This is a genomic window from Variovorax humicola, assembly GCF_037889915.1.
Classification (GTDB): domain Bacteria; phylum Pseudomonadota; class Gammaproteobacteria; order Burkholderiales; family Burkholderiaceae_C; genus Variovorax; species Variovorax humicola.
Genome location: NZ_JBBKZV010000020.1, coordinates 72115 through 84591, shown reverse-complemented (window position 1 = coordinate 84591; position 12477 = coordinate 72115). Strand labels below are relative to the sequence as shown.

13 protein-coding genes are annotated in these 12477 nt (G+C 65.2%); 4 read left to right on the top strand and 9 right to left on the bottom strand.

The window, feature by feature from the left end:
* Window positions 1-302 precede the first annotated feature (302 nt).
* A complete protein-coding gene (locus WKW80_RS25055; RefSeq protein ID WP_340366281.1) occupies window positions 303-800 on the top strand; it encodes a flavodoxin family protein in 498 nt (165 codons plus the stop codon).
* Window positions 801-840: 40 nt separating this feature from the next.
* Entirely contained in the window at window positions 841-1239 is a 399-nt protein-coding gene (locus WKW80_RS25050) for an SRPBCC family protein (RefSeq protein WP_340366280.1), read from the top strand.
* Here WKW80_RS25050 and WKW80_RS25045 read toward each other — a convergent pair.
* The 5 genes from WKW80_RS25045 to dnaG form a co-directional block, all read right to left on the bottom strand.
* Complete coding sequence (locus WKW80_RS25045) at window positions 1236-1790, bottom strand: DedA family protein (protein WP_340366279.1); 555 nt, start codon at window positions 1788-1790, stop codon at window positions 1236-1238. The genes WKW80_RS25050 and WKW80_RS25045 overlap by 4 nt on opposite strands.
* A gap of 5 nt (window positions 1791-1795) precedes the next feature.
* On the bottom strand, window positions 1796-2923 hold the full coding sequence (locus WKW80_RS25040) for an HPP family protein (RefSeq protein ID WP_340366278.1): 1128 nt from the start codon (window positions 2921-2923) through the stop codon (window positions 1796-1798).
* A 3-nt stretch (window positions 2924-2926) separates the two neighbouring features.
* Window positions 2927-4156 carry a multidrug effflux MFS transporter gene (locus WKW80_RS25035; protein ID WP_340366277.1) on the bottom strand — a complete coding sequence of 410 codons (1230 nt, stop codon included), beginning with the start codon at window positions 4154-4156 and terminating at the stop codon, window positions 2927-2929.
* A gap of 95 nt (window positions 4157-4251) precedes the next feature.
* Window positions 4252-6582, bottom strand: a complete 2331-nt coding sequence (gene rpoD, locus WKW80_RS25030) for an RNA polymerase sigma factor RpoD (protein ID WP_340366276.1) — start codon at window positions 6580-6582, stop codon at window positions 4252-4254.
* Between the two features lie 261 nt (window positions 6583-6843).
* Complete coding sequence (dnaG, locus tag WKW80_RS25025) at window positions 6844-8811, bottom strand: DNA primase (RefSeq protein ID WP_340366275.1); 1968 nt, start codon at window positions 8809-8811, stop codon at window positions 6844-6846.
* A 72-nt stretch (window positions 8812-8883) separates the two neighbouring features.
* Here dnaG and WKW80_RS25020 point away from each other — a divergent pair, with 72 nt between their 5' ends.
* Window positions 8884-9807 (top strand): YihY/virulence factor BrkB family protein, encoded by a 924-nt coding sequence (locus WKW80_RS25020; protein ID WP_340366274.1) that lies wholly within the window; start codon window positions 8884-8886, stop codon window positions 9805-9807.
* Window positions 9808-9810: 3 nt separating this feature from the next.
* Here the strand turns inward: WKW80_RS25020 and WKW80_RS25015 are convergent, their stop codons facing one another.
* A complete protein-coding gene (locus WKW80_RS25015) occupies window positions 9811-10569 on the bottom strand; it encodes a 3-hydroxyacyl-CoA dehydrogenase (RefSeq protein WP_340366273.1) in 759 nt (252 codons plus the stop codon).
* A 142-nt stretch (window positions 10570-10711) separates the two neighbouring features.
* Window positions 10712-11269, bottom strand: a complete 558-nt coding sequence (locus tag WKW80_RS25010) for a phasin family protein (protein ID WP_340366320.1) — start codon at window positions 11267-11269, stop codon at window positions 10712-10714.
* Window positions 11270-11467: 198 nt separating this feature from the next.
* Here WKW80_RS25010 and WKW80_RS25005 point away from each other — a divergent pair, with 198 nt between their 5' ends.
* Entirely contained in the window at window positions 11468-11614 is a 147-nt protein-coding gene (locus WKW80_RS25005; protein ID WP_340366272.1) for a hypothetical protein, read from the top strand.
* Window positions 11615-11623: 9 nt separating this feature from the next.
* On the opposite strand, the gene WKW80_RS25000 is transcribed toward WKW80_RS25005, so the two are convergent.
* Window positions 11624-12028, bottom strand: a complete 405-nt coding sequence (locus WKW80_RS25000) for a hypothetical protein (protein ID WP_340366271.1) — start codon at window positions 12026-12028, stop codon at window positions 11624-11626.
* 37 nt (window positions 12029-12065) lie between these two features.
* Window positions 12066-12299 carry a CsbD family protein gene (locus WKW80_RS24995; RefSeq protein ID WP_340366270.1) on the bottom strand — a complete coding sequence of 78 codons (234 nt, stop codon included), beginning with the start codon at window positions 12297-12299 and terminating at the stop codon, window positions 12066-12068.
* Between the last annotated feature and the right edge of the window lie 178 nt (window positions 12300-12477).

The following is a 12477-nucleotide window of genomic DNA, read 5'->3' as shown; positions in this document are numbered from 1 at the left end:
TGCTTCGAGAATGTCCCCCGCCGTCAGCCTGCGGCTCCTCCTCTATTTTGCTGCGCAGAGAACACCATCGACGTGATCCAGACGCGCAGTCGTTGATCGGCCGCTACTGCCGACCGTTGCGCGTGCCGAGGGTGCTGGGTGTCCCCCGCAGCGAAATAAAGGAGGAGCCGAAGGCGGGGGACATTCGCGGAGGGGGATGCCCAGTGCCCTCGGCACGCACCCCGAGCGCCCCAGCCCTACGGCACGAAGAATCGGCCGTTGCCGCTCCCCCCGAACGGCGCTCGCGGCTATGCTGCCCCACCATGAACCCGAAGACGCTGTTGATCGTCTACCACTCCATGACCGGCGGCACCGAGCAAATGGCACACGCAGCCGCCGAGGGCGCGCGCGACGAGGCCGGCGTGCGCGTACGCCTGTTGCGCGCACCGGAAGCGAAACCCGATGACGTGCTCGCGGCCGATGGCTTCGTGTTCGCGACGCCGGAGAACCTGGCGTCGATGGCCGGGCTCATGAAGGACTTCTTCGACCGCTGCTACTACGCCGCGCTCGACCGTCTCAATGGCCGGCCCTACCTCGCGCTGATTTGCGCCGGTAGTGATGGCCAGAACGCGCTGCGCCAGCTGGAGCGCATCGCCACCGGCTGGCGACTCAAGCAGGTTGCGCCGACACTCATCGTCTGCACCCATGCGCAGACGCCGGAGGCCATCCTCCGGACCAAGCAGATCGGTGCCGACGACCTCGCCCAATGCCGCGATCTTGGCGCTGCGCTGGCGGCCGGACTGGCCCTGGGCGTGTACTGAGACCCCGACGCCGCAAGGCGCCTTGACACAGGAGATTCCCATGGCATCGATCCATCGTGAAATGAGCCTCGCCGCGGACGCCGCGCAAGTCTGGGATGCCGTGCGCGACGTCGGCGCATTGCACACGCGGCTGGTGCCGGGCTTCGTTGTCGAATGCCGCATGGACGGAAACGATGCGCGCATCGTCAAGTTCGGCAACGGCATCGAGGCGCGCGAGGTGATCGTCGACCTCGACGACGACGCGCGGCGCCTGGTGTGGTCAGCCACGGGCGAGCGCCTCTCGCATCACAACGCGTCGTTCCAGGTGTTCGATGAGGGCGCGGGGAGGTGCAAGGTGGTGTGGATTGCCGACCTGTTGCCCAACGCGATGGCCCCCGCCATCGCCGGGATGATCGACGCTGGCATGCGCGCCATGAAGGCCAGGCTTGAAGCGGCCTAGCGCCGAACCCGCCACTGCCGCAGCAGCGCCAACGTCAGCGCGATGGCGACGGCGCCGAAGACGATCAGGTGCTCGTGGGGCCGCAGCCGGCCCACCAGTCCATGCACGACGCCGGTGACTTCCACGCCGAACAGCGCCACGATGGCCGCCCATGCCACGGCCGCCACGGCGTCCAGCGCGGCATAGGTGGCAGCTGACAGGGTGCCCATGCCCAGCGTGGCCGGCATCACGACGCGGAAGCCCCAGGCAAAGCGCGTGATGAATATCGTCGCCACCGGATGCCGCGCGATGAATCCGCCGACGCGCTCGATGTGGGCCGCCAGCTTCGGGCGCTTGGCCAGCAACTCGGCGCCCTTGCGCCGGCCGAGGTGAAAGTAGAACTGGTCCGCGCAAAACGCCGACAGCGCACCGCAGCCGATCAGCGGCAGCATCGAAAGGTAGCCCTGGTGCACCGCGTAGGCACCGAGCATCAGGATGGTCTCGCCCTCGAACAGCCCGATGAGGAAGACAGCGTAGTAGCCATAGTGCTCGAGCAGTTCGTGAGGATGCATGGGGCTCAGCTCTCAGGGCGCACGGCGCGGTAGAGCGCGCGGACGAAATCGGACTGCGTGATCATGCCCACCAGCCGCTGCCCGCTGTCGATGATCGGTATGTGATGGTGGCCCGCATCCGAAAACAGCGGCACCAGGTCCAGCGCCGGGCGATCGTCGCTGGCGACGCGCACCTGCTTCGTCATGATCTGCCCAACGACCTCGGCCTTGCTCGACGTGACGCCCGGCGTGGGCCGCAGGAAGCTGCGCAGCCGCGCGCCGAGTCCCTGGTGCAGCCGCAGGTCGATGTGGCGGAAGAAGTCCGCCTGTGTGACGATGCCGACCACCCGCCGCGTGCGGTCCGTCACGGGCAGCGCCTTGATGTGCCGCAGCTGCATCGCCATCCAGGCATCTTGCAGCGACGTGCCGAACTCCACCGACACCGGGTCGGGCGACATGATGTCCACGCAGCGCAGGCTCCCCATGCGGCGTCGGAACGACTCGACCTCGGTTTGCTGGATCAGGGCCTCGAGATCGTCGCGGCTGATGTCGAGCACCTGGTTGTAGCGGGCCAGCACCGCGTCCACGTCGGCCGAGCTGAAGCGTGCGTTGGCGGGTGGCGCGGCGGGGGCGGCCTGGACGTGTGGATAGCGCCTGCCGGTCCTGGTGTTGTACGCAACGCCCGCCAGCACCAGCAGCAGCGAATTGGTCATCGCCGGAAACAACGCGAAAGTCATCGAAGTGGTGTGCGTCAGCACCGCCAGCAGCGCCATCGCGCCGCCGGGCGGATGCAGGCATCGCAGCGAAAACATGAGCCCGATGGCGAGCGCCGTGGCGCAGGCGCCCGCCCAGGCCGGGTCCGGAATCCAGGTGGCACAAGCGATGCCGGCGAGCGCGGAGATCGTGTTGCCGCCGACCACCGACCACGGCTGCGCCAGCGGGCTCGCCGGCACCGCAAAGACCAGCACCGCGCTTGCGCCCAGCGGCGCCACCAGCCAGACACCGCCATGCTCCGCGAACGCGCGGCACACCAGCGCCGTGAGCAGCAAGCCCAGCAGCGCGCCGGCCACCGCGCGCAAGCGCTCCTTGGCGTTGACTCGCGTGCTTCCTGGCAGCCAGGCGCGAAGGGCAGTGCGAACCGAATCCAGACCCATGCTTCAGGCCGCGACCAAGCGCCCGATCTCGGGCCAGCGCCGATGCAGCCAGATCCACGCGACCAGCCCTACGCCGAGCATCAGGGCCGAGGTCAGCGCCAAGGCAAGCGTCGAGTGCATCACCAGCGGCGCCACCACCCCGGCCACCACGCCATTGGCGGTAGACCCGATCACGGCTTGCAGGGACGATGCCATGCCGCGGCGCTCGGGATGAAGGTCGAGCACCAGCAGCGTCACGCCGGGCACCATCAACGCCCAGCCGAAAGCGAAAACGGCCAGCGGCCACAGCGCCCAGTACGCATTCGGCGCGAACAGGGCGTTGGCCACGACGTTGACCAGCGCACTCACGACCATGATCAGGAAGCCATGGCGAATCTGGTGCTTCGGCGCCACCTTGCCGGCCATCTGGCCGCTGGACCGCGCGCCGCTCATGATGCCGCCGATGGTCAAGATGAAGAACCAGAAGAACTGCGTCGGCGCGAGACCCAGGTGGTCGCCCAGGAACGCCGGCGCCGACAGGACATAGAGAAACATGCCGTTGAACGGCACGCCGCTCGCCAGCGCCAGCAGCAGGAAGCGCGGGTCGGAGCACAGGTCCCAGTAGCCGCGCAGCAGGTGCCGCACATGGAACGACTGGCGATGCTCCTCATGCAGCGTTTCCGGCAGCAACTTCCAGTTGGCCGCGAACAGCGCGACGCCCACCGCCACCAGGAACCAGAAGACGCTGTGCCACCCCAGGTGCACGAACAGCACGCCTCCTATGATCGGCGCAATGGCCGGCGCCACGCCGAAGTAGATCGTGACTTGCGCCATCACCTTCTGCGCTTCGGCCGGCGGGAACATGTCGCGAATCACCGCCCGCGACACCACGATGCCCGCACCCGTCGACAGGCCCTGCAACGCGCGAAACAGCACCAGTTGCCCGATGGTCTGCGACAACGCGCAGCCCAGCGAAGCCAGCGTGAAAATCGCCAGCCCCCACAGCACCACCGGCCTGCGGCCAAAGCTGTCCGACAGCGCCCCGTGGAACATGTTCATGAACGCGAACCCGAACAGGTACGCGGAGAGCGTTTGCTGCATCTCGGCCGGCGTCGCGCCGATGGTGCTCGCGATGCCCGAGAAGGCCGGGATGTAGGTGTCGATCGAAAACGGCCCCAGCATGCCCAATACGGCGAGCAGAACTGCCAACGCCCACCGCGGTGCTTGCCAGAGTTTGTCTGCGTTCGGGTTCATGGAGTGGTCGTCATTCTCCTGCCAAAAAGAGATGGCGCCCGGCGCCCTGTGAAGGGCGCGTCGGGCGCCATGGCCTCAGAGAGCCAGAGGGAGAATTACAGCGTGTCGATGAAGCTGCGCAGCTTGTCCGAACGCGACGGGTGCTTCAGCTTGCGCAGCGCCTTGGCCTCGATCTGGCGGATGCGCTCGCGCGTCACGTCGAACTGCTTGCCGACTTCTTCCAGCGTGTGGTCGGTCGACATCTCGATGCCGAAGCGCATGCGCAGCACCTTGGCTTCGCGCGGCGTCAGCGAATCGAGGATGTCTTTCACCACGTCGCGCAGGCCGGCCTGCATCGCGGCCTCGATCGGCGCCGTGTTGCTGCTGTCCTCGATGAAGTCGCCCAGGTGCGAATCGTCGTCGTCGCCGATCGGCGTTTCCATGGAGATCGGCTCTTTCGCGATCTTCATGATCTTGCGGATCTTGTCTTCCGGAATCTCCATCTTTGCGGCCAGGATGCCGGCGTCGGGCTCGAAGCCGAACTCCTGCAAGTGCTGGCGCGAGATGCGGTTCATCTTGTTGATCGTCTCGATCATGTGCACCGGGATGCGGATGGTGCGCGCCTGGTCGGCGATCGAGCGGGTGATCGCCTGGCGGATCCACCACGTCGCGTAGGTTGAGAACTTGTAGCCGCGGCGGTATTCGAACTTGTCGACCGCCTTCATCAGGCCGATGTTGCCTTCCTGGATCAGGTCGAGGAACTGCAGGCCGCGGTTGGTGTACTTCTTGGCGATGGAGATCACGAGGCGCAGGTTGGCCTCGATCATTTCCTTCTTGGCATCGCGCGAGGACGATTCGCCCTCGTTCATGCGCTTGTTGATGTCCTTCAGTTGCGTGAGCGGCACCACCACGCGCGACTGGATGTCGGCGAGCTTTTGCTGCAATTCCTGCACCGGCGGGATGTTGCGGGCGAGCACGGCGCTCCACGGCTTGCCGGCGGCGGCCTGCTTCTCGACCCACTTCTGGTTCAGCAGGTTGGAGGCAACCTTGTGGCCGTGCTTGTCGAAGCCGCTGAAGTCGCGGATGAACTCGTCCTGCGGGAAGCCGCACTTGTCCACGATGATGCGGCGCAGTTCGCGTTCCTTCTTGCGCACATCGTCGACCTGCGTACGGACCATGTCGCACAGCTTCTCGATGGTGCGGGCGGTGAAGCGGATGGTCATCAATTCGTCCGACAGGGCGCGTTGCGCTTTCTCGTAGCCCGGCGTGCCGTAGCCTTCCTTGTCGTAGATCTTGTGGACCTTCTCGAACAGGTCGGCCATGCGGTCGAAGCGCTCCAGCGCGTCGCGCTTGAGTTCTTCCAGCTTCTTGGTCAGTGCCTTCGAGCCGCCGTTGCCGTCGTCGTCGTCTTCCGCGTCGAACTCGTCGAAGTCTTCCTCGGCCACGTAGTCATCGGCCTCGTTGGGGTTGGAGAAGCCATCGACGATGGTCGAGATCACGACCTTGCCTTCGCGGATTTCCTGGCCCAGGCGCAGGATCTCGGCGATCGTGGCCGGCGAGGCCGAGATCGCTTCCATCATCGCCATCAGGCCGCCTTCGATTCGCTTGGCGATTTCGATTTCGCCTTCGCGCGTCAGCAGTTCGACCGTGCCCATTTCGCGCATGTACATGCGGACCGGGTCGGTGGTGCGGCCGAATTCGCTGTCCACGGTGGACAGGGCGGCTTCGGCTTCTTCTTCGGCTTCTTCAACCGTGGTGGCCGTGGGTGCCGTGTTGTTCAGCAGCAGGGTCTCGGCGTCGGGCGTTTGTTCGTACACCGCCACGCCGAGGTCGTTCAGCATCGTGACCACGACTTCCATGGTCTCGGCGTCGACCAGCTTGTCGGGCAAGTGGTCGGATATTTCGCCCTGCGTCAGGTAGCCGCGCGTCTTGCCGAGCGTGATCAGCGTCTTCAGGCGCTGGCGGCGCTTGGCCATGTCTTCTTCGGAGAGCACGGTCTCGTCGAGGCCGAACTCCTTCATCAAGGCGCGTTCCTTCGCCTTGCTGATCTTCATGCGCAGCGGCTTGACCTTTTCCTCGGTGGACGCGGCGACCGGTTCACCGGCCAGGTCGTCCTCGATGTCCGACATGTCGATGTCGCTCGCCGGCGCGTCGTCCTTGGCCTTGGGCTTGCGGCCGCGCTTGGCGCCGGTGGCGGGAGCGGCTGCGCCGGTGGCGGCAGCCGCGGCGGCCTTGGGCGGTCGGCCGACCTTGCGCGGGGCGGCCGGAGCGGCCACGGTCGTTGCGGCAGCGGCGGGTTTCTTGAGTTCAGCGGAGGCGGGCGATTTCGTGGAGGTCACAGTTTTGGCTTTCGTGGCAACGGTCGCCTTGGGGGCGGCGGCGGCCTTCAACGGCTTCGCCGCGACGGGTTTGGTGGCTGACACGGCAGGCTTCTTGGAGCTGGGCATACGACCTCGTGAAACAAGAATGAACAAGCGGAATCACTGAGCCAAAAAAAGATTTGGCTGCGCCTACCCGGCGCGGGCATACGGAAACGGAGAGGAAACTCTCCTGACGGCAAGATGTCGGGCGATCATTTGGTGTGCAGTCCTTGCGGTGTTTTGACCCTTTTCCCGTTGGGAAGTGCATTGCGCATGGGGTCGGCCCGGAGGTGCTGCTGTCGCTCTTGCCGTACAGACAGCCTTAGATTATAGCTTGACAGGCGGATTTCAAGGGGTATTTCTTGCGGGGGAAAGCCGCAATTGAAGCTCGCGCCGACGTGCCTGTAACGCCCTGTAACGCTCGATGGCATGCGGATCGGTGCCGGCGGCGGCAATAGCCTCGCTTTCCTTGGCCTTGAGGCGGTCATCGAGCATGTAGTCGAGCACGTTGCGCAGTTCGGCGGCGGCTTCCGCTGCCGCGTTGTCGGCCGCGGAGTCGATGGGCGCGCCGTCCGGGCCCGTCATCACCTTGTTCGCCAGCGCCTCGAAAGGCAAGCCGCGCATGCCTTCACGCAAAGCGGCCCACGGCTGGGCGCCATGTTCGTGGACCTGGCTGTCGAGCCATGCAAAAAGCTGGCCGTGCGTACCGGGCAGTTCGCACAGGATGCCGTGCATCTCCTGGGTGAGCGCCTCCCACGCCGCCATGTTCGACAGCAGCAGGCGGGCTGCGACGTCCGGACGGCCGAGCGGCAGGGTGCGACCGCGCGGTGCGGCGGCAGCCGCGGACTTGTCGCGGCCCCAACCGCCTTTCCCCCAGCTGCCTTTTTCCCACTTTTTCTTGAACGGGCGCTTGCCGCCGTCGGTGGGGCCGTAGTCGGGCGTCCATGGCGCGTCCCAGTCGGAATCCGGCATGGGCGGCCCATCCGGCGACGACGACGCGCCGCGCTGGGCCGGCGCGGCGGGCGCCCAGAGGTCGGTCAGCGCCTGCGAGCCAAGTTGCACCAGCCCTGCGATGTCTTCCAGCAGTTGGCGCTTCAGCGCGCCGTCCGGCATGGCGCCCCAGAGCGGGCGTACGTTGCTGGCCATGTGGGCACGACCCTCTGCGCTGCCCAGATCGCAACCCTCGCGCGCCGCTTCCAGCATGAATCGGCTCAGCGGCGTCGCCTCGCTGACGAAGCGGGCAAACGCCTCGGCGCCGTATTCGCGGATGAAGCTGTCCGGGTCGTGCTCGGCCGGCAGGAACAGGAACTTGATGCTGCGCACATCCGTCGCAAAGGGCAGGGCCCCGTCGAGCGCCTTGCGCGCGGCGCGCCGGCCGGCGGCGTCGCCGTCGAAGCTGAACACCACCGAATCGGTGAAGCGAAAGAGCTTTTGCACATGCTCCGGCGTGCAGGCCGTGCCGAGCGTCGCCACCGCGTTCGGAAAGCCCAGTTGCGCCAGCGCCACCACGTCCATGTAGCCTTCGGTCACGAGCGCATAGCCCTGGTCGCGCAGTGCGGCGCGGGCTTCGAACAGGCCATACAGTTCGCGCCCCTTGCTGAAAACCGGGGTTTCTGGCGAATTGAGGTACTTGGGCTTTTCGTCGCCGAGCACGCGCCCGCCAAAACCGACGCATTCGCCCTTCACATTGCGGATCGGGAACATCACCCGGTCGCGAAAGCGGTCGTAGCGCTTGTCTTCGCCTTCTTCGCCGACGATGACCAGGCCGCATTCGGCCAGCAGCGGATCGTCGTATTCGGGGAAGACACTGGCCAACGTGCGCCAGCCCGGTGGGGCATAGCCGATGCCGTATTGCCTGGCCACCTCGCCGGACACGCCGCGCCCCTTCAGGTAATCGACGGCGGTGGCCGACTGGCGCAGGTGCTTGCGATAGGCATCGCCGGCCTTTTCCAGCACTTCCGAGAGCGTGGCCTGCTTCTGGCGCTGGCCGGCGGCGCGGGCACGTTCCTCGGGCGAGGCATCGTCTTCCGGCACCTGCAAACCGTACTGGCCGGCCAGGTCGTGCACGGCCTCGACGAAGCCCATGCCTGCATGCTCCATCAGGAAGCCGATGGCGTTGCCATGCACACCGCAGCCGAAGCAGTGATAGAACTGCTTGGTCGGGCTGACAGAGAAAGAGGGCGATTTCTCACCGTGGAACGGACACAGGCCGATAAAGTTGGCGCCGGCCTTCTTCAACTGCACGTAGCGCCCGACGATTTCCACCACGTCGGCGCGCGCGATCAGTTCCTGGATGAATGAAGCGGGGATGGTCATGGGGCGGGGAGCGGCCGATGATACGCAAGGCGTGCCGGCCCCGCGTGGTGGCTGCATACTGCCGGGACGATGATGCGCAACCCGCTCGCCAACGCTCCTCCTTTCCTGCGCCACCCGCTGCGCTTCATGTGGGGAGCGCTCAAGGCCTTCCGGGCGAACCAGGGCTTGCTGCTGGCCGGTGCGGTGGCCTACTACGCCCTGCTGTCGATCGTGCCGCTGTTGATCCTCAGCGTGATCGCGCTGTCCCAGTTCATCGGCGAGTACGAGTTGCTGGGCACGGTCGGGCGTTACCTGGAATGGTTGCTGCCGGGGCAGTCACGCGCGATAGTCACCGAACTCTCGAACTTCCTGGACCATCGCGACGTGCTCGGGCCGGTGTTGCTGGTGACGATGATCTTTTTCAGCTCGCTCGCCTTCACCGTGCTGGAAAGCGCCATGGCGGTGATTTTTCATCACCGCAAGGCGCTGCATCGGCGGCACGCCCTGTTGTCGCTCGTGATGCCCTACCTCTACATCCTGAGCCTGTGCGTCGGGCTGCTGCTGGCCACCGTGGTGGCAGGCGCGCTGCAGGTGATCGGCAAGGAGAGCATCGAACTGCTGGGGCGAAGCTGGTCGCTGAAAGGTGTGTCAGGGCTGCTGCTTTACCTGCTGGGGCTGTCCGGCGAGATCTTCATGCTGACGTCGCTGTACCTGGTGATGCCGGTCGGTCGGCTGTCATGGCGCCATGCACTGCTCGGTGGCGTGACGGCGGCGCTGCTGTGGGAGCTGACGCGCCGCGTGCTGATCTGGTATTTCTCGACGCTGTCGCAGGTGAACGTCGTCTACGGCTCGCTGACCACGGCGATCGTGGTGATGCTGAGCCTGGAGATTGCGGCGACGCTGGTGCTTTTCGGGGCCCAGGTCATCGCGGAATACGAGCGGCTCGAGCGCGCGCACCGCACGAAGACGGGCCGTGTACCGGGCGGGCCGTGGCGTCCGCCCGGCCCGCATTTCTAGCGCTCAGCGCGGCGGCAGGCGGATGGCGCCATCGAGGCGGATGACTTCGCCGTTGAGCATGTCGTTCTCGATGATGTGTTTCGCCAGCTTCGCATAGTCCGCCGGCGTGCCGAGCCGCGACGGAAACGGCACGCTGGCCGCCAGCGCGTCCTGCACCTCTTGCGGCATGCCGAACAGCATGGGAGTGCCGAAGATGCCGGGTGCGATCGTCATGTTGCGGATGCCGTTGCGGGCCAGGTCGCGCGCGATCGGCAGCGTCATGCCGACCACGCCGCCCTTGGACGCGGAGTAGGCTGCCTGGCCCATCTGGCCGTCATAGGCTGCCACCGAGGCGGTGGAGATCAGCACGCCGCGCTCGCCGGTGGATTCGGGCTCGTTCTTGCTCATCGCGTCGGCTGCGAGCCGGATCATGTTGAAGCTGCCGATGAGATTGACCGTCACCGTCTTGCTGAACACCGACAACGCGTGCGCGCCGTTCTTGCCCACGGTTTTCTCGGCTGGCGCGATGCCGGCGCAGTTGACCAGGCCCACCAGCTTCCCGAGTTGCAACGCCGCGGCAACGGCGGCCTGGCCGTCGGCCTCCTGGCTTACGTCGCACTTGACGAAAACTCCGCCGATTTCCTGTGCCACCGCAGCGCCCTTTTCCGCCTGCATGTCGGCCACTACAACCTTGCCGCCGTTGGCCGCCAGCATGCGGGCGGCGCCTTCGCCCAGGCCGGACGCGCCGCCCGTGACGATGAAAACCTTGCCTTCGATCTGCATGAGATATCTCCTGATGTGAGGACGCGGATTATCGAAGACCACGGCGGGCACAAAAAAAAAGGGCCCTGTCTTGCGACAGAGCCCTGAATTGGATCCGGGAGGACCCAAGGAGACAACTTGGAGTTAGAGGAAGCTCGAGGGCTTAGCGCTTGCGCGAAGCGGTTTGGGCGGTGCTCTTGGCAGCGTTCACGGCCGAGGTCGACACGGCGGTGAAGTTGGCTTCGGCGACGTCGGTCGCTTGCTTGACAGCCTTTTGCACCGATTCGAAAGCGTTGTTGGCAGCAGCCACGGCGCTCTTCATCATGGCAACGGCGGTTTCCGAACCGGCGGGAGCGTTCTTCGAAGCGCTGTCGACCAGGTTCACGAGCGTGGATTGAGCTTCGGCAGCCTTGGCTTCGAAAGCCTTGGTGAATTCGGCGGACGTGCCTTGGGCGATTTCGTACAGGTGACGGCTGTAGGCGGTTGCCTTTTCAGCGAGCGGCTGGAACAGGCCGGCTTGCAGGGCGATCAGTTCTTGGGCGTCCTTGACGCTGAGCACGGCTTGAACGGTGGTGCCGGCTTCAGCCAGGGCAGCCTTGGATGCGGTCACATTCAGTTCGATCAGCTTCTCGACGCCTTCGAATGCCTTGGTGGTCAGGCCGAACAGGGTTTCAACGGTGGCCTTTTGGGCGGAGAGGAATTGGTCAGCGGTCAGTGCCATGTTGGAGCTCCAGGTGGTGGATGAGAACAGTGAAAGGGGTCTGCCGACATCGCGTTTTGTTGCGCTGCAGCATGGATCCAAGTATAGGCCGGTCCGCAACCGAATCAACCCCTTTTTGTTGCGTTGCAGCAATCTAGGGAGGGATTCCTAATTCCGCGACCAAATCAACGCCGGCGGCACAATGCCGCGCCTTGACGCATGCCCCTGTCCTACCACGACCGCTCCGACTTTCGCAGGATTCCGAAGCGCTGGACCAACCGCAACCTCGAAGAGGACGTGCGAGCCCGCGGCCAGTTCGAGCTGTCGCCCGAACTGGCCGCGGTGGTTCAGTCGTTCAAGCGCTGACCGGCTGCATCACATCTTGCTGGCCTTGATGTCGGCCTTGCCCTTGGCTTCGTCGGCCTTCGCCTGCTTTTCGCAAGCTGACTTTTCCGCGCCCTTCTGGTCGTCGCACTTTTCCTTGGCTACGGCGTATCGGGCCTCCACCTTCTCCTCGGCCACCTTGCGTTGATGGCTGGGGCTGGGCTCGTATTGCTGGTCGAGTTCGGCCTTGGCAACGTTTTCCTTGCCCTTGGCTTCCTTCATGCACACGTCCTTCGCGTTGTCCTTCAATGCGTCGCAGGCGGCCTTGTCGACCTTGTAGTCGGCCTCGATCTTGTCCTTTGCGGCCTTGTATTCGTCCTTCGACATGGCATTGGAAGCCTGCGCGCCGAGCAGGCACGTCGAAGCGATGGCGAGCATGAGCAGTTGCTTTTTCATGATGGTTCCTTCGTGGGTTGCCGAATCGGTGAGGTCGTCAGACGCGTTCGAACCAGAGTGCGTCGGGTGTGCGGCCATCGCGCCTTTCCCATTCGCTCACTTGTTTCTCTGCTTCGTCGCGGCTGATGCCGTGGCGTTCCTGGATGCGGCCCAGTAACTGGTCGCGCTTGCCGGCGATGACGTCGAAATCGTCATCGGTCAGCTTGCCCCACTGTTCCTTGACTTTGCCCTTGAGTTGCTTCCAGTTGCCCTGGACGGTGTCCTTGTTCATGGCGTACTCCTTCGTTGCGGTTGAGGCGACGGCTTGTTTGCCGGCGTGAAGGCAATGTGGCCGGGGCATCGGGCTGCAGCGGTAGGACGCGCGGGGAAGGGTCCGTAGGCACATGCCGACGCGGACTGTCATAGCCCGTGATAATGGCGCGGGACAAGAGACAAGTGACAACGCGGTT